Consider the following 21,071-nt stretch of genomic DNA (forward strand, 5'->3'; position numbering starts at 1 on the left):
ACCGCTGCTTAATCAGTGTCAGCCGCCCAAAAGCATTGGAATTACCAATGCCGAAAATAGGTAATTACCACCTTTTTTTCAGCGCCGTGCGACCTCCACTGGCAGGCATTGCGTATGCGTACCCGGTTGCAGATAAGGCGTGAGAATCGGTGCCATGCCCTTGAGCACCTGCACGGGCAGCGCGGAGGTGAACTTGAAGGCCTCGGCGGTGCGCCCGGGCACGAAGGCGGTCAACGTACCGAAGTGGCTATCACCGATATAGAACACGAAGGTGGCCGTGCGGTTGATTGACTTCGAACTCAGAATCCGCCCGCCGGAACCAATGGCTTCGATGCGGTTATCCCCGGTCCCGGTCTTGCCGCCCATCGCCAGGGGTTTGCCATCGGGGGTGATGAAACTGCCGGAAACACGTTTGGCGGTACCGGCGTCCACCACTTGCGACAAGGCCTCGCGCATGGCCGTGGCCACTTCGGACGGCATCACCCGTTTGCCGGCGACCGGGTCATTGATCAGTTTGGTTTCGTATGGCGTATTCGCCGCGAAATGCAGCGTGTCGATACGCAATGTCGGCATGCGCACGCCATCGTTGAGAATGGTGCCGATCAACTCGCCCAGCGCTGCCGGACGGTCGCCGGAGCTGCCAATGGCGGTGGCCAGCGACGGCACCAGGTGATCGAACGGATAGCCGACTTTCTGCCAGCGTTGATGGATGTCGAGGAATGCTTCGATCTCGAGCATGGTGCGAATACGGCTGTCGCGGGCGCCCTTGTGCTTGCTTTTGAACAGCCAGCTATAGACTTCCTGACGTTCGAACTGGCTGGCTTTGACAATCTGGCTCCACTTGGCGTCAGGGTTGTTCAGCAGGTAACCCATCAGCCACAGGTCCAGCGGGTGAACCTTGGCGATGAAACCCTGGTCCGGCAGGTCGTAGGTGCCCGGGCTGTAGCTTTCGTACAGCCGTTGCAGGCGTTCGTCAGTGAGTTTTTCAGTGAGCTTGGCGCCTTTGAGGTGCGAGCGCACAAAGGTGTTAAAGCTTTCCTGGCTGGCTTGTGGCAGCAGATACCGGTGCACTGCTGCCAGGCGGATCGGCGTCGGGCGCATGCCGTCGAGGAAGGTGTCGAGCCGTGCCTGGGTGTCCTTGTTTTTGTACTTTTTCCAGAACTTCAGCAGAAACGAAGTGCCTTCTTTGTCGGCGAAATCGGCGAGGTATTCCTGACGCCGGGGATCGCGGTCGTCCTTGAGCAGTTCGGCGCTGTTGTTGGGGCCGGAATAGGTGGTGTAGCGCACCAGGTCGCGCATCAGCCGAATGAACGGCAGGTTGATGGACTCACGCAGGGCATCGCGCAGGGTCGGTATGCGGCCGTTGTCTTCCTTGCGGAAGTTATGGAACACGTGCAACCCGCCACCGGTGAAAAACGCTTCGCCAGGGCTGGCCGAGTATTTGCGATCCAGCGCGGCACCGAGCATCGCGGGCAGGTTGCGATCCTTGTTTTCGATCAGGTAGTCAACCGCCCAGCGGCTCAGGCGGTCCTGATCGGGGACATCGACTTTCTTCAGTTCCGGGATGCTCATCCCGGCGTATTTATCGTGCAGTTCCGCCATGATTTGCAGGTAGGTGGTGAGCACGCGCATTTTCGCGGTGGAGCCCAGTTCCAGCTTGCTGCCTTCGTTGATGTCAAACGGCTGGTCGGTGCTGTCGGTTTGCACCCGCACGCGCGCGCCGTCCGGCGTCAGTTCAAACAGGGTGAAGCTGTAGCGCACCTGAGTGGTGCTGGTGGGGGTGAGCAGGCGTTCGCCCATCAAGCCGATCTGCGTGGCGAACACCGGGTCGGCCAGGCGCTTGAGGTACTCGGTAGCCTGGCTTTGCAATTCACCTTGCAGGGTGCTGGTGGCGGACAGGTCGAGGCGGTCGAGGTCGTACAGTGGACGATTGAGCAACCCGCCCAGACGGCTGCGCGCCACGCTGATGCCTTTGTTGGTTTCGATCGGCTGAATGGTCGGCTGGGTTTGCCAGTCGCGGTAAGTCACCTTGCTGGCCAGTGCCGCTGCCGCGAAAGGCGCATCGATCACGTTGTTCTGGGCGAGCAGGCGAATGTGGCTGTCGGTGAGGTCAGCCAGTTCATCACGGCCCTTGGTCAGGTAGTGGGAAGGGCGACGCTGGGCAATCATCAATGACAGTATTTCACGCAAGGCCAGACCTTTGGCGGCCATCGTCTTTGGATCGGTGGCAGGGCTGGCCAGCGTTTCGTTGGCCTTGTCGAAGTCGGCGCCGTACCAGACGCGCAACCCTTCGGCCATGCCATGCACTTCACCGTGGCCGGGCACGGCGGACAGCGGCACGCTGTTGAGGTAGTCGCGGACCACATTTTTCCGGGCCTCGAGGGTGTCCGGACCTGCCTGATAGGCCCGCACGGTGGCGGAGATCATCTGCCGGATCTTTTCCGCACCCGACACCGTCAGGCCATCGGGCGAATGCCGATACTTTTCAAGCTGTGTCGCCAGGGTACTGCCGCCCGCCGATTGACCCGGCAGGTGAATCAACTTGGCCACCTGCGACCACGCGGCCATGCCGAAGCGCGGCCAGTCCACGGCGGGGTTGGCCAAGGGTTGCTTGGGGTCAAGCAGAAAGCGGTTCTCGATGAACAGCAGGCTGTTGACCACCACCGGCGGGATCGCATCAAAGCTTGAATAAAGCTGTTGTGGGTATTTGAACTGGTACAGCGGCATCGCGCGACAGTCGGTGATCGACAGGCCGGCCTGGATTTTCTCGGCGTAGGGCACGAAAAGGCCCTTGCCGCTGTAGTCCATCAACTTTTGGGAAAAACGGGTTTGGGCGGCAATCACGTAATTGCGCTTGAGCAGCCGGGGCAGGAACTCATCCAGTGAGCTGTAGCCCAGACGCAAATCAAAAGGCCCGGCGCCAGGGTAGCGGATGGCATCGCTGGGGCCTGGTTCCAGGGAATAGCTCAGGGACGCCGCAAACTTGCTGACTTCCCGGGCTTGGAATTTGGAGGTGCGCATTTCCTTGGCTGCCGCCAGTCCCACGACAATCGCGATGATCAGCAGCAACAACCAAAACGCCTTCCAGCCGTGTTTGACACGACTGGGGCGAGGTTTTTCAGGTGACGGCGCTTCATCCACACGTTCAGTCGGGACCACAGTTTTACTCGTATCGGTTTGCCACAAAGCGCCCATAGCCGATTGATCCATTCACGCAGATTGATCTGACTTGTCTGAAGCTTAGACGGTGGTTGGCGATGGTGAAAAAATTGTGAGTGCACAATTTTCCAATCTGTTTTGTTTTTTGTGGCGAGGGAGCTTGCTCCCGCTGGGCTGCGAAGCGGCCCCAAACCTGGCAATCGTGGTTTTTCAGGTAAATGGGGTCGTAGGTTTTGCGACTGCTGCGCAGCCGAGCGGGAGCAAGCTCCCTCGCCACAGGGCCGTAGTGGCCTTTGGGTAGTGTTACAACCAACAGGTATCCCAGAGGGGGTAATCACCGATTTTTTCCACCAGCCCGGCACGCAACGGGTTGGCAACTATGTATCGGGCGAACGGCAGGAGTTCTTCGCCATCGCGGATTGCACGATCGTGATAGCCGGTTTGCCAGAAGGCTCCTCGACTGTTTGATGCCTGGTTAATGGTGAGCGTGCTGCGTGATTTGATGGCCTGCATGAGTTGCGCCATGGTGCGCTGTTCGAGTTGCTCCAGCCAATGGAAATGATCCGGCATGACGACCCAGGCTATCGAATTGACCCACTTCTCTTCGTGGGCTCGCCTGAGCTCGGCGACCAGCAAACGGCCCTTTTGCCAATCAGTGAAGATTCGACGGCGCTGATGAGTAACTGCAGTGATGAGATAGGCCCTGCCAGGTTCCGAACAGCGTCCATGGCGCAGCAGGTGCGAATTTGGGCGTGGATGCATTCCTTTGCGTCCTTGAGCTGATAGTCCAGTTCACCTTAGCCATGCTTTCGTTTCTGCGTGGCTTCAAGTTCTGAGTGAAATGTCTGAATCATCTGAAGGAACAGTCTCTGTGGCGAGGGAGCTTGCTCCCGCTGGCCTGCGAAGCAGACCAATAAGCGCAATGACGTTCTTTCAGATAATCCTTTGAACACAGAATTGCGACTGCTACGCAGTCGAGCGGGAGCACGCTCCCTCGCCACAGGGGGTTGGTGTCTGGAATGGCTGAGCTAGACACCTCCCAAGGTAAATGCGGCGAAGGTTTGGGCATGACGATGCACCAATGCTGTGCAATACTCGGCGCCGTTTTCTGTCACGGGTGAAATCACTTTTAGCCAGTTAAACCCTCTCCGCAAAACCGTCTTTTGCCGAGAGTTGTGGCTGCATTTTGTAGTTTATTGAGTGAAAACACCTGGGCAATGCTTTTTATACTGCACGTCCCGCTGATCCTGGAGGTTTTGTCCTACAGGACGGTCCTGCTCACGAAGTACGGCCGGTTTCAGGCAAGCAATGGCTTATCGGTCAGCGCTTCGACACTCGGCGGCTATATCCAATAACAAGACGAGGATGTCCCTATGCCAGCTGGCAATCACCTGCCCCACGGCGAGACCGCTCAGGGCGGCCCGCTTAAACGCGAACTCGGCGAACGGCATATTCGCTTGATGGCACTCGGTGCCTGTATCGGCGTCGGTCTGTTCCTGGGGTCGGCCAAGGCCATCGAAATGGCCGGCCCCGCCATCATGCTCTCCTACATCATCGGCGGTCTGGCGATCCTGGTGATTATGCGCGCCCTCGGCGAGATGGCCGTGCACAACCCGGTCGCCGGCTCGTTCAGCCGTTACGCCCAAGACTACCTCGGCCCCTTGGCGGGCTTCCTGACCGGCTGGAATTACTGGTTCCTGTGGCTGGTAACCTGCGTCGCGGAAATCACGGCGGTAGCGGTGTACATGGGCGTCTGGTTCCCCGATGTGCCGCGCTGGATCTGGGCGCTGTCGGCGTTGATCAGCATGGGCACCATCAACCTGATCGCGGTCAAAGCCTTCGGTGAATTCGAATTCTGGTTCGCCCTGATCAAGATCGTCACCATTATTGCGATGGTGGTTGGCGGCATCGGCGTGATCGCGTTCGGCTTCGGTAACGACGGCGTGGCGCTTGGGGTTTCCAATCTCTGGGCTCACGGTGGTTTCATGCCTAATGGCGTGCAAGGCGTGTTGATGTCCCTGCAAATGGTCATGTTCGCCTACCTTGGCGTCGAGATGATCGGCCTGACCGCCGGTGAAGCCAAGAACCCGCAGAAGACCATCCCGGATGCGATCGGCTCGGTGTTCTGGCGGATTCTGCTGTTCTACGTCGGCGCACTGTTCGTGATTCTGTCGATCTACCCGTGGAACGAAATCGGCACCCAGGGCAGCCCGTTTGTGATGACGTTCGAGCGTCTGGGCATCAAGACCGCCGCCGGTATCATCAACTTCGTGGTAATCACCGCCGCGCTGTCGTCCTGCAACGGCGGCATCTTCAGCACCGGGCGCATGCTCTACAGCCTGGCGCAGAACGGCCAGGCCCCGGCCGGATTCGCCAAGACTTCGAGCAACGGCGTGCCGCGTCGCGCCTTGCTGCTGTCGATGGGCGCATTGCTGCTGGGCGTGTTGCTCAACTACCTGGTGCCGGAGAAGGTCTTCGTCTGGGTCACCGCGATTGCCACCTTCGGTGCGATCTGGACCTGGGTGATGATCCTGCTGGCCCAGCTGAAATTCCGCCAAGGCCTGAGCGCCAGCGAACGTGCCGGCCTCAAATACAAAATGTGGCTGTACCCGGTCAGCTCGTACCTGGCGCTGGCGTTCCTGGTGCTGGTGGTCGGCCTGATGGCGTACTTCCCGGACACCCGCGTGGCGCTGTATGTGGGCCCGGCGTTCCTGGTGCTGCTGACGGTGTTGTTCTACGTGTTCAAGTTGCAACCGACCAATGCGTCGCAAGGCGCGGTGCATTCGGCTTCGTAAGACGTAACGTTTGAAATGCAAAAAGCCCCGGTCGAGATGACCGGGGCTTTTTGGTTTCAGGCGATTGCGTTTTGCGGTGATCGCGTCAGGCGTTTATTGAACTCCAGCCAGACCGCCAACAACCCCATCAACCCGGCCCCCACCAGTGCGGTGAAAATTTGCATGGCAAACGCATCGTCGGTCAGGGCGTTGACCATGTCGGCCAACGGCGCCAGTAACACGCCGAGGCAGAACACCTCCAGCGAATAACGCCCCATGCGCGAGCATTGCCGGGCCAGCCAGTGTTGCGTCCAGCCCGTGTCCGGCAACAGTTTCGCCGTGACATACGCCAGGGCCAGAAAGTGCAGCAGGCGCACCGGCGACAGGTCGGTCTTGCTGATCGGGTACAGCAGATTACTCAGCATCGTTGGCATCACGGCATCATGTATTTCCGGCCAGCGCCAGGACACGGTGATCACCCCGGCCAGCACCGCATACATCGCCGCACCGACAAACAACGGCTGGCGCAGCAGCGGACGCGTCTCGGCCGCCCGGGGCTTTTGCCCGTGAATCGCCGCCGCGCCACCGAGCACAAACAGCAGTTGCCAGGTGACAGGGTTGAAGTACCACACGCCGTCCTTGATCGCGGCCAGGTTCCAGCCAAACGAAGGCGCCAGCAGGTAAACAGTCAACGACACTGCCACCACCGCCCACGCTTTGCGCACCAGCATCGGCAGCACCAGCGGCAACCCGGCCAGCAGCACGATGTACAGCGGCAACGGGTCCATCAGGTTCGGCTTGAAGCGCAACAGAAGTTCATCCGTCAATGCTTGCTGCGGGTTGCTGATGAAGTGGTGCAGGCCCATTTCCTCGACCAGATCACGGGTTTCCACATGGCTGTTGGCGAAAAACACGATGCCCATCAGCATCGCCAGCAGGAAAATGTGCACCACGTACAGCACCCAGGCGCGGCGCAGGATTTTCACGCAGGCGATCAGATAACCGTCGCGCGCGAGGATCTTGCCGTAGGCCAGGACTGCCGCATAACCGGCCAGGAACACAAAGATTTCCGCCGCATCGCTGAAGCCGAAATTGCGCAGGGTGATTTGACCCATGGGGTTGTGGGGCACGTGATCCCAGAAAATGAAGATCAGTGCCAGGCCTCGGAAAAAGTCGATTCGGTGATCGCGTTCAGTCGTCATGGCGGCGGGCTCTTGAACGGTTTTGAAGTAGGAGCGAACGGCGCCACAAAGGGTAACGCGCCGCACATCGGCGGCGCGCAGGGTGCCGTGATTTACGGGTAATTGCAAAAGTCCGGGTATTACCGAATGTCTCTGAGCATCACCGAACGATAACCGCCTGTCTAAAAGCCGCGCGGCCCCGCGATCTCTGGCTACCGTCGGGTTCAAAGCTTTATCGATTGAAGGCGGAATTCCCATGAGGCGCCGGCATGAAGATCAGCGATTGGCTCGACAAAGAACTCGCAGACCGTCAGGTCTGGTTGTTGTTTCTTCTCGCGACGCTGCTGTATGCCCTGCCGCTGATCCTCGCGGATTACCCCTATATCGATGACAACTGGCGTTCCCTCGCCGCCGGTGCGGCGTGGACGGAGGAGGGCCGCCTGTTCGCGCAATGGTTCTATTACCTGCTGACCTTCAGCGGTGCCGCGCCCAATATTTTTCCGTTGCCCCTGTTGATTGCCACCCTGGCCATGAGCGCCGCCCTGACGCGCCTGACGTTCCATTATTTCCCCGAACCGACGTTCGGCCATTGCCTGGTGTTGCTGCCACTTTGGTACAACCCGTTTTTCCTGCAAAACCTGTCGTACCAATACGACGGCCCGACCATGGCGCTGAGCGTGGTCGCGGTGATCTACGCGATTACCTTCCGCAGCCTCTCGCGCGTCCAGCAACTCACGGTTCCGGCACTGTTGATCGCATTGGCCATCGGCCTTTATCAGATCAGCATCAATGTGTTTCTCGGGCTCTGTTGCCTGGAGCTGCTGCGGGGCGCCAACGATCGATTATCGTGGCCCGCGTGGTGCCGATTGCTCGGCTGGAAAGTCGCGCAGTTGGTGCTGGCAGGCTTGATCTATTACGCCACGGCGTTTGCCTGCATGAGTCAAACCCGCACCTCGATGTTGAACGGTGCGGCCGCGCCGCTGCTGCAAGTTGAAATCAATGCCGGCCGGGTCCTGGAAAAAATCGTGCTGCTGTTTCATGGCGGGTTTGCCTGGGTATTCGGCGCGCTGTTGTTGTGCGCCATCGCCGGTGGTGTGTGCGTGGGGCGGGGTGTGCTGGCGCGATGGGACACCGGCCTGCACAAAGCGGTGATCGGTATTGCGTGTCTGTTGATGCTGCCGGTTTTGATGTTGCTCGTTCCCGGCATCTCGTTGTTTTTCCGCGACTTCAATGAAGGCGCCCGAACCTTGATGGGCTTTGGCGTTGTGCTGGTTTTACTGTTCTACCTGAGTCATCGGGTGCTGGCGTCATTGCATGGAAAGCTGCCCTTGCTGTTGTTAATCCCGCTGTTGGCGACGCTCTCGTTGTCCTTCGCTTATGGCCGCGTACTGACCTTGCAAAAGACCTTCTCGACCAACGCGCTGTATGCCTTGAGTGCCGACATCGCCTCCCGCCCCGCATTGCGCAACGCCAAGCGCATTTACCTGTCGGTCAGTTATTCGGATCACTGGCTGGTGGCCGCCGCCGGGTCATTCAAGCAACTGCCGGTATTGCACTACCTGTTGAACATCGACTTCTACATGCTCGCGGAAAACCTGCCGAAAACAGGCATCACCAACGTGGTCAGGGAAAAGGAACGGCGCAACGCCACGTGGGTGGGGTACCAGGGTTATCCACCGCTGGTGGACAGCCTGTTCTATCGCATTTATCTGCTGGGGGATTACGGATTCATCGTCATGAAGGAGCCGCCTCGGGTGACCACGCTGCAGTGGTAATCGACCGTTGGTCTGGAAGGCTGCGCTACCTGTTAGTTCTGACAGTAGACGCACATCTTGCGCTGGCTTTAGGTTGACGCCTGAAACAGCAAACAGCCAGGGAACGGACATGAAAGCCTTATGGAAAGAGTTTTCCACCTACGCGGTGGTTGGCGTGGCCAATACACTGATTCATTGGCAGCTCTTTTATATTCTGAACACAGCCGCCGGAATAAGTCAGGCGGCCAGTAACCTTTCGGCATTTTGTGTGGCAGCTACGTTTTCCTTCTATGTTCATGCGCTGTACACGTTTGAAGCCGGGACGTCGGTACTTCGTTATCTGCTGTATGTCTTCTTTATGGGCGTCATGAGTTTCGTTGTTGGACATTACGCCGATGTCTGGAAGGTCCATGGGCTGTTGACCGTCGGCTCGTTTTCGGTCTTGAGTCTGATCTGCGGAATCATCTTTTCGAGATTGGTCTTGTTGCACGAGCGCGAGGCGTGAAAATTTCGCGCTGTACTGGGGAGGTGGCGGCGCTGTCTGTGGTGGTGGCGATCGCGTTATTCGTGAGATTTCACGCCATCACCACGCCGAGTGTCTGGTACGACGAAGCCTACAGCCTGCTGCTAGCCGAGCGTTCGCCTGCGGAAATCTGGTCCACCACGGCGCGGGATGTTCATCCTCCGCTCTACTATGTGTTGCTGCATTACTGGATGTTGGTGTTCGGCAATGGTGTGTTGTCAGCGCGATCGCTGAGTGCCCTGGCCGATGTCGGCACCTTGTTGCTCAGCATCAAACTGATGAGCCTGATAGCGACGCGCAGGGCGACCTGGATTGCGGCTGTGTTGCTGGCATTGCTGCCGATTTCGGTTCGCTATAGCCAGGAAATCCGCATGTACACGACGCTCGGTTTTTGGCTCATGGCCGCGACCGTGGCGTTGGTGTGCTGGGTCAATGCACCGCAGAGAAAACGCTTTGCGATCCTGTATGTGCTGTTGATGACCGCGGCTTTCTATACGCATTACTTCGCCGGGCTGTGTGTCTTGGTGCATTGGCTTTTCTGGTGGCGAGCGCGAGGGGTATCTGATCGGGCATGGGTATTGGCCAACGGTTTGATTGTCTTGCTGTTCCTGCCGTGGCTGCCTCATTTCCTTGAGCATCTGCTACGAAGGTGCGGGTTCGAATGGATACCACCGCTTACGTGGCACACCGTTTTGACGGTCGTCTGGCCGTTCATGGTGATGAGTAACGTGGTAGCGGAAGAGTCAGGATGGCGCGTGCTGCCGACACTGTTGATCCTTGTGTGCGCAGCATCGGTGTTGTTGAACGATCAGAGTGACCGTCGTTACAGGGGGCTTCTGGTCGGGTATTTTTTTGTACCGGCTATTACGCTTTTTTGATCGCTCTGTTAGCACCTGCGTTTGTCCCCAGATACCTTTTATTCGCAGCCCTCGGGTTACCGCTTGTTGTTGCTGTTGCTCTAGGTTTCTGGTTACCGCAAAAGCGTGTTCTTGCTATGGGCGTTTTGACCGTGTTTTTAACCGGAGAAGTGCTGGGGCTTTTCAAGTACTACCAAGATGGCAATGGCATGGATATTAAAATGGATAGGGTGGCGGCCATGATTAACCGTAGTTGGCGACCGGGTGACGAGATCATGATCGACAGTTTGTCCTGGTACTTGCCGTTTACGTACTACAACACCACAGGCACGCAACCGAGGATTTACACCCCTTCAAATAAACCGGTGCTCTGGGGCTATCCTGATCAGGGTGGCTGGGCGCTTCTGCCCCGACGTTCGAATCACATCATCTTCGAGGACTTTACGGTGTGGGCACCCACGACCAAACGAGTCTGGTGGATAACAGATAAAACTCCAGCGAAAGATGAAAGGGTACTCGCGCAATACTGGAACCAAACAATGATGATTGATGGAGGTGACGTAGAAGCTCGACTGTTTACACGCGCTGCAACGCCAACCCCTGTCGGGATTGGCGCGCAAGCACTCATTACGCACCAGCCACCTCATTAGGCTCAAAACTATCCGCCCGCGCCATCTGCCACATCCGCGAGTAAAACTCGCCGTTCACTTCACCGGTGAGTAACTCCCCGGGTTTCAGGAACACATGCAGCTGCGAGAACAACTTGATCTCGGTCGCCGACATGCGTCGTACCAGATGCTTGGCCGACAACTGCGAAGGGTGATCGAGACCCGCCGCCGCCAACATTTCAGCCAGGGCTTTGAGCGTGTTACGGTGGAAGTTGAACACCCGCTGGGCCTTGTCCGGGACCACCAGTGCGCGCTGGCGCAAGGTGTCCTGGGTGGCGACGCCGGTCGGGCATTTGTTGGTGTGGCAGCTCTGCGACTGGATGCAGCCGATGGCGAACATGAAGCCGCGTGCCGAGTTGGCCCAGTCGGCACCGATGGCCAGGACGCTGGCGATGTCGAAGGCGCTGACGATCTTGCCGCTGGCACCGAGTTTGATTTTGTCCCGCAGGTTCAGGCCGACCAGTGTGTTGTGCACGAACAACAAACCTTCGCGCATCGGTACGCCGATGTGGTCGGTGAATTCCACCGGCGCGGCGCCGGTGCCGCCTTCCTTGCCGTCGACGACGATGAAATCCGGGAGGATGCCGGTTTCCAGCATGGCTTTGGCGATGCCCATGAATTCCCACGGGTGACCGAGGCAGAACTTGAAGCCCACCGGTTTGCCGCCGGACAGTTCTCGCAGTTGCTGGATGAAGTGCATCAGTTCGATCGGCGTGGAAAACGCGCTGTGCCGCGACGGCGAGATGCAGTCTTCGCCCATCAGGATGCCGCGGGTTTCGGCGATTTCCTTGGTGACTTTGTGCTTGGGCAGAATCCCGCCGTGGCCGGGCTTGGCGCCCTGGCTCATCTTGATTTCGATCATGCGCACTTGCGGGGTTTGCGCCTGGGCCGCGAAGCGTTCCGGGTCGAAGCGCCCGTCAGCGGTGCGGCAACCGAAGTAGCCGCTGCCGAGTTCCCAGGTCAGGTCGCCGCCGTTTTCCCGGTGATAAGCACTGATGCTGCCTTCGCCGGTGTCATGGGCAAAATTGCCGAGCTTGGCGCCCTGGTTCAACGCACGAATCGCGTTGGCGCTGAGCGAGCCGAAACTCATGGCCGAGATGTTGAACACCGAGGCCGAGTACGGTTGCGTGCACTGCGGGCCGCCGACGATCACCCGAAAACTGCTCGGGTCGCTCAACGGCGCCGGGCGCATCGAGTGGCCGATGAACTCGAAGCCTGATTGATACACATCGATCAGCGTGCCGAAGGGCTTGTCGGCGCTTTCGTTCTTGGCGCGCGAATAGACCAGCGAGCGCTGGGCTCGGGAGAAGGGCAGGGCATCGCTGTCGGATTCGAGCAGGTACTGGCGGATTTCCGGACGAATGCCCTCCACCAGGTAACGAATGTTGCCGAGGATCGGGTAGTTGCGGCGCACCGCGTGGGGGCTTTGCAGCAGATCGAACAGGCCGATCAGGCTGAGCACACCGGTGACGGCGGTGATCGGCCAGAGCCAGTCGTATTCGAGGAAAGGCAGACTGGCGAGGGTGAAGATCACGCAAGCGGCAAAGAAGGCGTAGCGGCTCAGGAGTGACAGGCTCATACGGTTTCCTTGGGGTCGGACTCGGTTGTGGCCACAGAGATCTCTGTAGGAGAGCGGTGTATCAGGCATTCTGTGCCTGCAGAAAAATCGAAAACAGCTCGGACTGGGATTTGATCCCCAGCTTGCTGTACATGTGTTTCTTATGGACTTTCACGGTTTCCACGGAGATTTCCAGCTTACGGGCGATTTCTTTACTGGAGCAACCGCTGAGCATCAACCGCCCGACATCCAGTTCCCGGGCGGTCAGTTGCGCGCCTTTGAGTTGCTGCACCGACGCTTCCAGCTGCACGCGCCAGTCGGGTTGCGGTGGCGACGGCGCGAGGGCCACGACTTCGTTGATTTCATAGGGCAGGCGCTGGCGCAACAGGCCCAGCACCCACGGCTGGATCAGCGACAGCAAGGCTATCTGCTGGCCACTGAAACGTTGCTTGCTGCCCAATGACAGGCACAACGTGCGGTCGCCTTCGAGCTGGCAATTGAACTGGATTTCATCAGCGACCACATTCAGACGAAAGTAGCGCTGGTAATACTCGGTCAGCTCAAAGTGCTCCGGTGCCACTTCCGACAGGCGATAGAGGCCGGTGCGCGACTGCTCGCGACAGGCGATGTAGAACGGGTCCAACAGATACAAACCGCGCAGATAATCCTGAAACAACTGATCCGGGCTGCCGTCCTCACCCGGGCATTCGGCGAACACTTGCGGGTGCTGGTCGGCGCTGAAAAGCAGGGCCACCCAACTGTCGAAGGTCACGTACTGATCCAGCAGACGCACCAGTTGCGTCCAGAAATTGGGCTTGTCCAGGGCGTCGATCAGTTGACCGACCGAGCGGTGCCAAGCGATGTCGTCCAGCGAAAGTGTCATGCCTCTACCCCTATCGGGTTACCCCAGCGGCGTGATTCCCCGGCCGCTGGCTTGCTGCGCATACTGGCGCACAGAAACCGGCCGGGCAATCTTTCTGCCGCCCGGCCTCCCCAAGAACAAGGAATACCGATGAAAGTCGAACTCGCCCAGTTGGCGGGCCGTGACAACGGCACCGCGTACAACCTCGAACGCGCCCTGGTGGCGATTGCGGCCTGCGCTGCCGACACGCAACTGATCGTCTTCCCGGAAACCCACCTGATGGGCTTTCCGACCGCCGACACCGTGGCGCAAACCTCCGAACCACTGGACGGCCCGACCGTCAGCGCAGTGCTCGCCGCCGCCCGTGAGCGCAACATCGCCGTGGTGATCGGCATGGCCGAGAACGACAACGGTCGCTTCTACAACACCACGCTGCTGATCACCCCCGAAGGCATCGCGCTGAAATACCGCAAGACGCATTTGTGGGCCTCGGATCGCGGCGTGTTCGAGCCCGGCGACCGTTACGCCACCTGCGAGTGGAACGGTGTGCGGGTCGGCCTGCTGATCTGCTACGACATCGAATTCCCGGAAACCGCCCGCGCCCTTGCGCAACTGGGCGCCGAATTACTGATCGTCACCAACGGCAACATGGACCCCTACGGCCCGACGCATCGCACCGCGATCATGGCCCGTGCCCAGGAAAACCAGGCGTTTGCGCTGATGGTCAATCGGGTGGAAGCGGGTGATGACGGGTTGGTGTTCGCTGGCGGCAGTGCGCTGGTGGATCCGCTGGGCACGCTGTTGTTCGAAGCGGGACGCCATGAGGGGCAATTCACGGTTGAGCTGGATTTCAACCGGTTGCAGGCAGCACGCAAGGACTACCGGTATCTGGATGATCAACGGCTGAAGTTGCCGGGGGAGATTGTGGAGCGGGCTTGCGGGGTTCGGGAGCTGCTGATTCCTTCGCGCTGATCCGGATTCTGTGTTGTCGGGACTGACGCCTTCGCGGGCAAGCCTGCTCCCACAGGATTTATGTCATTCACAAAATCTGTATCCACAAGGATCCCTGTGGGAGCGGGCTTGCCCGCGATGAGGCCCTGACAGACGACACACCTGTTTGTCCCTTGAACCAAAAACAACAACGTAACCCCCGAAATTTAGCGCCGAACTCGGCTCTGCCATAAATCTAATAAATTCGGAGTAGTCGCTCATGGCTCGTTTGCAACGCACCCTGTCATTGGGTTCGGTGGTGCTGTTTGGCATTGCCTACATGACGCCGATCATTGTGCTCGGCACCTTTGGCATCCTCGCTCAATCCACCGCCGGCATGGTGCCGGCCGCGTACCTCGCGGCACTGGTGGCGATGTTTTTCACCGCCATGAGCTACGGCCGAATGGCCTCGGCATTCCCCGTCGCGGGCTCGGCCTACAGCTATGTACGCAAAGCCATCAGTCCGAAGCTCGGCTTCATCGCCGGTTGGGCGGTGCTGCTCGATTACCTGTTTTTGCCGATGGCGATCTGGCTGATCGGCGCCGCCTACCTCAACTCCGCGTTCCCGGCGGTGCCGCAATGGCTGTGGGTGCTGGCGTTCATCGGCATCACCAGCGCGATCAACATCGTCGGCCTGAAGCTGGCCAACGGCATCAACGCCTTGCTGATGCTGGTGCAGGCCCTGGTGCTGATCGCCTTCGTCGTGTTGTGCATCCACTACGTCGGTGGCGATGCGAGCACGCCGTTGTGGTCGATCAAACCGTTCTTCAACGGCGACATGCAGATGCCGCTGGTCATGAGCGGCGCGGCCATCGCCTGTTACTCGTTCCTGGGCTTCGACGCGGTCAGCACCCTGACCGAAGAAACCCGCGACCCGCGCCGCACCATCCCGCGGGCAATCATGCTGATCACCCTGATTGGTGGGCTGATCTTCGTCAGTGTCTCCTACTTCGTACAGGTCGCACACCCGTCATTCCAGTTCGACAACGTCGACTCGGCGGCCTATGAAATCGCCCGCAACATCGGCGGCGACCTGTTCGTCTCGATCTTCCTGATCGGCCTGATCGTCGGCCAGTTCGCCTCGGGCCTGTCGGCGCAGGCCAGCGGTTCGCGCCTGCTGTTCGCCATGGGCCGCGACGGTGTGCTGCCGAAATCGTTCTTCGGCACCTTGCACGAACGCTTCGGCACCCCGGTCAACAGCATCCTGTTGTGCGCCGTCGTCGCGTTGCTGGCGCTGAAACTGGACGTCACCACCTCGACCTCGTTCATCAACTTCGGCGCATTTCTCGCCTTCAGCCTGGTCAACCTGTCGGTGATCTTTCACTACTGGATCGGCGGCGAGAAAAAAGGCCCGCGTGAACTGCTGCTGTTCCTGATATTCCCGTTCATCGGCCTGGCGGCAGACTTGTGGCTGATGGTCAGTCTCGATCACCTGGCGATTTACCTGGGCCTGAGCTGGCTGGCGATTGGCGTGGTGTACCTGGCGGTGCTGACTGGCGGTTTCCGTCGCCAGCCTCCGGAAATGGATTTCCAGGAAGCCACCTGAATTCCTGACACCGAAAAACCGTTGTAGGAGTGAGCCTGCTCGCGATAGCGGTCCGGCATTCACCATTGATGTCGACTGATACACCGCTATCGCGAGCAGGCTCACACCTACAAGGGGATCGGCGGTGAGTGCGGATATTCCCCGTGACGATGCTCAAGGGTTATGTGAACCTTGCGGCTTTTACCCAAGGCCCATTGCGATCCATGACCCTTGCATCCGCTGATTCGCCACGCATCATCCGCATCGCCGCTGCCCTGTTGATCGGTCCCGACGGCCGTACGTTGCTGGTGCGCAAGCGCGGCACCCAAGCCTTCATGCAACCGGGCGGCAAGATCGAAGCCCATGAGCAACCGGTTCACGCCCTGGCCCGCGAGCTGGAAGAAGAGCTGGGTTTGCTCATCGACCCCGCGCACGCCAGTTACCTTGGGCAATTCTCGGCACCGGCGGCCAACGAGCCGGGGTTTGTCGTACAGGCCGAGCTGTTTTTGCTGACCATCGATGCCGACGTCACCCCCGCAGCCGAGATCGAAGAAGTGATTTGGATTGACCCGGCCACCGACGGCGGTGTCAGGCTGGCACCCTTGACACGGGACCTGATCCTGCCGTTTTATCGAGCATCGCTGACCGAACCTGCCTGATCATTTCCGGACGAAGGATTGCCCATGATCCCGCTTCAAGACCTGCTGATTTTTGCCGCTGCCGCGTTGCTGATGGTGCTGACGCCGGGGCCGAACATGATCTACCTGATCTCCCGTTCGATCTGCCAGGGGCGCAAGGCGGGTGTGACGTCTTTGCTCGGCGTGGTCGCGGGGTTCTTCGTGCATTTGTTCGCGGCGGCGGCCGGTTTGACCGCGGTATTCCTGGCCGTGCCGATGGCTTATGAAGTGTTGAAGTGGGCGGGGGCGTTGTACTTGCTGTGGCTGGCCTGGCAGGCAGTCAAACCCGGTGCCCGCTCACCGTTCGAGCCGCAGCAGTTGCCACCGGATTCATCGCGCAAACTGATCACCATGGGCTTTCTTACCAGCGCGTTGAACCCGAAGATTGCGGTGTTTTACCTGTCGGTGTTTCCACAGTTCATCAACCCTGAACACGGCTCGGTGTTCAGCCAAAGCATCATCCTCGGCCTGACCCAGATCAGCGTCAGTTTCTGCGTCAACCTGCTCATCGCGCTGTTCGCGGCGGGCATCGCCTCGTGGTTCGTCAGGAACCCGACCTGGCTGGCGCTGCAGCGTTATGTCATGGGGTTTGTGTTGGCGGCGCTGGCGGTGCGGCTGATGCTTGAGCAACGCAGGGCGGCTTGATCATGTGGATTGAACGGCTGGACGCCAGTCATGCGCTGGCTTACCGGGAGCTGATGCTCGAAGCCTATGACCGGCATCCGCAGGCTTTTACGTCGAGTGTGCGCGAACGCGCCGCCATGCCGCTGAGCTGGTGGGAAGGGCGCCTGACCAGCAAGCTGGATGTGGTGTTCGGGGCATTCGAGGAGGGCAAGTTGGCCGGCATCGTCGGTCTCGCCTTCGAGCCTCGGGAAAAGGCCCGGCACAAGGCGACACTGTTTGGCATGTACGTGTCCGGTACGGTTCGCCAGCGCGGGTTGGGGTCTCAACTGGTGCAGGCGGCATTGGCCGAGGCGCAGCAGCATCCGGCGCTGAAGGTGATTCAGCTGACCGTCACTGCCGGTAATGACGCGGCGTTCAACCTGTACCAGCGTTGCGGCTTTATCCAGTTCGGCCTGGAACCGTTGGCGGTGCGGGTGGGCGAGGAATACTTCGACAAAATCCACATGTGGCGGGAAATCTGAACCCACCGCAATTCCCCTGTAGGAGTGTTGTGTTATCTGACGGCGCTCACACCATCCAGTGTCGAGAACGACGTGTCCTTCGCCGTCAGCAAGAAATCACGCATGTACGGCGCATCCAGCATGTCCGCGCGTATCCCCGCATACAATGTCGCAAACAATCCTTTTTCACCCAGCCGCTTGGCCTTCACGTAACCCCGCGAGCTGTATTCATGCAGCGCCCAATGCGGCATGCCACACACGCCGCGACCGCTGGCCACCAGTTGCATCATCATCACCGTCAGTTCCGAGGTACGGACCTGCGCCGGTTCGATGTCGGCCGGTTCGAGGAAACGGGTGAAGATGTCCAGCCGATCTCGTTCCACCGGATAAGTGATCAGCGTCTCCGTGAGTAAGTCTTCCGGCACGATGTACGCCTTGCTCGCCAAGCGGTGCTGGTTGGCCACCGCCAACATGGCTTCATAGGTGAACAACGGCACGTAGGTGATCCCGGCGATGTCCAGCGGGTCAGAGGTCACCACCAGGTCCAGATCGCCACGGGCCAGCGCCGGCAGCGGTGCAAAGGAAAACCCTGACGCCAGGTCCAGTTCGACTTCCGGCCACGCATCGCGGAACTGGTCGATGGTCGGCATCAGCCACTGGAAGCAACTGTGGCATTCGATCGCCATGTGCAAACGCCCGGCGGTGCCACCGGCCAATCGCGCGATGTCACGCTCGGCGCCGCGCAGCAGCGGCAAGGTGGCGTCGGCCAGTTGCAGCAGGCGCAGGCCGGCGCTGGTGAAGCGCACCGGCTTGGTCTTGCGCACGAACAGCGGCATGCCCATGCGCTCCTCCAGTTCCTTGAACTGGTGGGACAGCGCCGATTGCGTCAGGTGCAAACGGTCGGCGGCATCGACCAGGCTGTCGGCTTCACGCAAGGCGTGCAGGGTCTTGAGGTGGCGGATTTCAAGCACCGGATGGCTCCATGAGGAAAACTTGTGATCAACACGAAAAGGTTGAGTTTGTCTCATGTTGGCTTGGCTGTCGACAATAGCGCCATCTTTTACAGGAGCAATTCACCATGGCGCTGGCCCACACCCTCGGTTTCCCACGCATCGGCGCGGACCGCGAACTGAAAAAAGCCCTCGAATCCTACTGGAAGGGCGATCTCGATCAGGACGCGCTGAACGGTGTCGGCCGGCAACTGCGCGCCACCCATTGGCAACTGCAGAAAGACGCCGGCATCGACCTGCTGCCGGTCGGCGACTTCGCCTGGTACGACCAGGTGCTGACCCATTCCCTGACCTTCGGTGTGATCCCCAAGCGTTTCGACAGCGCCAGGGATGCCAGCGGCCAGCCGACCCTCGACACCCTGTTCGCCATGGCCCGAGGTGCCAGCGCGAACTGCTGCGGCGGCGACCACGGCACCGCGCAATACGCCCAGGAACTGACCAAGTGGTTTGACACCAACTACCACTACCTGGTCCCGGAATTCAGCGCTGACCAGCAATTCAAACTCAGCTGGGAACAGTTGTTCGACGAAGTGGATGAAGCCAAGGCCCTCGGTCACAACGTCAAACCGGTCATCATTGGCCCGCTGACGTACCTGTGGCTGGGCAAGGCCAAAGGCAACGACTTCGACAAACTCGACCTGCTGGAACACCTGCTGCCGGTGTACAACGAAATCCTCGGCCGCCTTGCCGCACAAGGCGTGGAATGGGTGCAGATCGACGAACCGATCCTGACCCTCGACCTGCCGCAAGCCTGGAAAAATGCGTTCGAACGCGCTTACCACATCCTTCAATACTCACCGCTGAAAAAACTCGTGGCGACCTACTTCAGCGGTCTGGAAGACAACCTCGGCCTGGCAGTCGGCCTGCCGGTGCAAGGCCTGCACATCGACGCCGTGCGGGCGCCGGATCAACTCGGTCAGGTGCTGGATCGTCTGCCGACCTACAAGATTCTCTCGGTCGGTCTGGTCAACGGTCGCAACGTCTGGCGCTGTGAACTGGAACAAGTGTTGGCGCAACTGCAACCGGCCCAGGAACGCTTTGGCGACAACCTGTGGGTCAGCAGTTCCTGTTCGTTGCTGCACAGCCCGGTGGATCTGGAGCGCGAAGACAAACTCGACCCGGAACTGAAAAGCTGGCTGGCATTTGCCGTGCAGAAGTGTGGCGAAATCGCCGTGTTGCGCGACGCCCTCAACGATCCGCAATCACCCAAAGTTCACACCGCACTGGCCGAAAGCCGGGCGATTCAAGCCAGTCGCGCCGAGTCGCCGCGTATCCATAAAGCCGCCGTGCAGGCGCGCATCAACGCCATCGGCGCAGCAGACAGCCAACGCCATTCGCCGTTTGCCCAGCGCATCGAACAGCAACGCGCACGTTTGAAATTACCGGCATTCCCGACCACCACCATCGGTTCGTTCCCGCAGACCGGTTCGATCCGACTGGCGCGTCAGGCGTTCAAGCAAGGCAAGCTGTCGGCCAACGACTACACCGACGCCATGCACAGTGAAATCCGCCACGCCGTGCAAATCCAGGAACGCCTGGGCCTCGATGTACTGGTACACGGCGAAGCCGAACGCAACGACATGGTCGAGTACTTCGCCGAGCAACTGGACGGCTACCTGTTTACCCGTTTCGGCTGGGTGCAGAGCTACGGTTCGCGCTGCGTCAAACCGGCAATCATCTACGGCGACCTCAGCCGTCCGAAGGCGATGACCGTCGACTGGATCACCTATGCGCAGGGCCTGACCGACAAGGTCATGAAAGGCATGCTCACCGGTCCCGTGACCATGCTGATGTGGTCGTTTCCCCGTGAAGACGTGTCGCGCAAAATCCAGGCGCAGCAGTTGGCGCTGGCCCTGCGTGATGAAGTGGTGGACCTGGAAAACGCCGGCATCAAGATCGTGCAGATCGATGAAGCCGCGTTCCGCGAAGGCTTGCCGCTGCGTCGGGCGCAGTGGCAGGAATACCTCGATTGGGCGGTGCAAGCGTTCCGCTTGAGCGCGTCCGGCGTGCGGGATGAAACCCAGATCCATACCCACATGTGCTACAGCGAATTTAACGACGTGATCAAGGCCATCGCCGACATGGATGCTGACGTGATCACCATCGAAACCTCGCGTTCGGACATGGAGTTGCTGGAAGCGTTCGAAGCCTTCGACTACCCGAACGACATCGGCCCGGGCGTCTACGACATCCACTCGCCACGGGTGCCGGACACCGCCGAGATGGTCAAGTTGATGAGCAAAGCCGTGAAGCGGATTCCGGCCGAGCGCCTGTGGGTGAACCCCGATTGCGGATTGAAAACCCGAGCGTGGCCGGAGACCGAAGCCGCGTTGGTGAATATGGTGGCGGCGGCGCGACAATTGCGCAGCCAGTTGGCATAAAAATCCCAAAACGGGAGCGGAAAACCGC

17 protein-coding genes are annotated in these 21,071 nt (G+C 59.6%); 11 read left to right on the forward strand and 6 right to left on the reverse strand.

The features are described from left to right. Positions 1-78: 78 nt before the first annotated feature. Positions 79-3,195, reverse strand: coding sequence for a transglycosylase domain-containing protein (locus D882_RS0108255; RefSeq protein WP_027922793.1), 3,117 nt, complete (start codon positions 3,193-3,195; stop codon positions 79-81). A gap of 267 nt (positions 3,196-3,462) precedes the next feature. Next, positions 3,463-3,921 (reverse strand): transposase, encoded by a 459-nt coding sequence (locus D882_RS0108260; RefSeq protein WP_027922794.1) that lies wholly within the window; start codon positions 3,919-3,921, stop codon positions 3,463-3,465. A gap of 611 nt (positions 3,922-4,532) precedes the next feature. Here D882_RS0108260 and D882_RS0108270 point away from each other — a divergent pair. Then, complete coding sequence (locus D882_RS0108270) at positions 4,533-5,954, forward strand: amino acid permease (protein ID WP_027922795.1); 1,422 nt, start codon at positions 4,533-4,535, stop codon at positions 5,952-5,954. Between the two features lie 56 nt (positions 5,955-6,010). Here D882_RS0108270 and D882_RS0108275 read toward each other — a convergent pair whose 3' ends face one another. Continuing rightward, on the reverse strand, positions 6,011-7,135 hold the full coding sequence (locus tag D882_RS0108275) for an OpgC family protein (protein WP_027922796.1): 1,125 nt from the start codon (positions 7,133-7,135) through the stop codon (positions 6,011-6,013). A gap of 248 nt (positions 7,136-7,383) precedes the next feature. On the opposite strand from D882_RS0108275, the gene D882_RS0108280 reads away from it, so the two are divergent. The 4 genes from D882_RS0108280 (at position 7,384) to D882_RS1000000133500 (ending at position 10,898) form a co-directional block, all read left to right on the forward strand. Further along, entirely contained in the window at positions 7,384-8,889 is a 1,506-nt protein-coding gene (locus D882_RS0108280) for a glucosyltransferase domain-containing protein (RefSeq protein WP_027922797.1), read from the forward strand. A gap of 109 nt (positions 8,890-8,998) precedes the next feature. Then, positions 8,999-9,373 carry a GtrA family protein gene (locus D882_RS0108285; protein ID WP_027922798.1) on the forward strand — a complete coding sequence of 125 codons (375 nt, stop codon included), beginning with the start codon at positions 8,999-9,001 and terminating at the stop codon, positions 9,371-9,373. After that, positions 9,370-10,269 (forward strand): glycosyltransferase family 39 protein, encoded by a 900-nt coding sequence (locus D882_RS1000000133495; RefSeq protein ID WP_371258941.1) that lies wholly within the window; start codon positions 9,370-9,372, stop codon positions 10,267-10,269. Before D882_RS0108285 ends, D882_RS1000000133495 begins: the two co-directional genes overlap by 4 nt. A 116-nt stretch (positions 10,270-10,385) precedes the next feature. Further along, a complete protein-coding gene (locus D882_RS1000000133500) occupies positions 10,386-10,898 on the forward strand; it encodes a hypothetical protein (protein WP_371258942.1) in 513 nt (170 codons plus the stop codon). Here the strand turns inward: D882_RS1000000133500 and D882_RS0108295 are convergent. Both D882_RS0108295 and D882_RS0108300 read right to left on the reverse strand, forming a co-directional pair. Next, the gene (locus D882_RS0108295; protein WP_027922799.1) at positions 10,876-12,495 is read right to left on the reverse strand and encodes an FMN-binding glutamate synthase family protein; all 1,620 of its coding nucleotides are present in this window, start codon (positions 12,493-12,495) and stop codon (positions 10,876-10,878) included. The genes D882_RS1000000133500 and D882_RS0108295 overlap by 23 nt on opposite strands. A gap of 61 nt (positions 12,496-12,556) precedes the next feature. Further along, positions 12,557-13,357 carry a LuxR C-terminal-related transcriptional regulator gene (locus tag D882_RS0108300; protein WP_027922800.1) on the reverse strand — a complete coding sequence of 267 codons (801 nt, stop codon included), beginning with the start codon at positions 13,355-13,357 and terminating at the stop codon, positions 12,557-12,559. 129 nt (positions 13,358-13,486) lie between these two features. Between D882_RS0108300 and D882_RS0108305 the strand changes: the two genes are divergently transcribed. The 5 genes from D882_RS0108305 to D882_RS0108325 all read left to right on the forward strand — a co-directional run bounded on the left by D882_RS0108305 (position 13,487) and on the right by D882_RS0108325 (position 17,673). After that, positions 13,487-14,308 (forward strand): carbon-nitrogen hydrolase family protein, encoded by an 822-nt coding sequence (locus tag D882_RS0108305; RefSeq protein WP_027922801.1) that lies wholly within the window; start codon positions 13,487-13,489, stop codon positions 14,306-14,308. A 238-nt stretch (positions 14,309-14,546) separates the two neighbouring features. After that, positions 14,547-15,872, forward strand: a complete 1,326-nt coding sequence (locus D882_RS0108310; protein ID WP_027922802.1) for an APC family permease — start codon at positions 14,547-14,549, stop codon at positions 15,870-15,872. Positions 15,873-16,075: 203 nt separating this feature from the next. Next, positions 16,076-16,510 carry an NUDIX domain-containing protein gene (locus D882_RS0108315; protein ID WP_027922803.1) on the forward strand — a complete coding sequence of 145 codons (435 nt, stop codon included), beginning with the start codon at positions 16,076-16,078 and terminating at the stop codon, positions 16,508-16,510. 24 nt (positions 16,511-16,534) lie between these two features. Continuing rightward, a complete protein-coding gene (locus tag D882_RS0108320) occupies positions 16,535-17,173 on the forward strand; it encodes a LysE family translocator (protein ID WP_027922804.1) in 639 nt (212 codons plus the stop codon). Positions 17,174-17,175: 2 nt separating this feature from the next. Beyond that, the gene (locus D882_RS0108325) at positions 17,176-17,673 is read left to right on the forward strand and encodes a GNAT family N-acetyltransferase (protein ID WP_027922805.1); all 498 of its coding nucleotides are present in this window, start codon (positions 17,176-17,178) and stop codon (positions 17,671-17,673) included. Positions 17,674-17,705: 32 nt separating this feature from the next. On the opposite strand, the gene metR is transcribed toward D882_RS0108325, so the two are convergent. Beyond that, positions 17,706-18,623: a transcriptional regulator MetR gene (metR, locus tag D882_RS0108330; RefSeq protein ID WP_007944922.1), complete on the reverse strand. Its 918-nt coding sequence runs from the start codon at positions 18,621-18,623 to the stop codon at positions 17,706-17,708. A gap of 107 nt (positions 18,624-18,730) precedes the next feature. On the opposite strand from metR, the gene metE reads away from it, so the two are divergent. Beyond that, positions 18,731-21,043 (forward strand): 5-methyltetrahydropteroyltriglutamate--homocysteine S-methyltransferase, encoded by a 2,313-nt coding sequence (metE, locus tag D882_RS0108335; protein WP_027922806.1) that lies wholly within the window; start codon positions 18,731-18,733, stop codon positions 21,041-21,043. Positions 21,044-21,071 lie beyond the last annotated feature (28 nt).

The organism is Pseudomonas sp. URMO17WK12:I12 (assembly GCF_000514395.1).
GTDB classification, from domain to species: domain Bacteria; phylum Pseudomonadota; class Gammaproteobacteria; order Pseudomonadales; family Pseudomonadaceae; genus Aquipseudomonas; species Aquipseudomonas mucoides.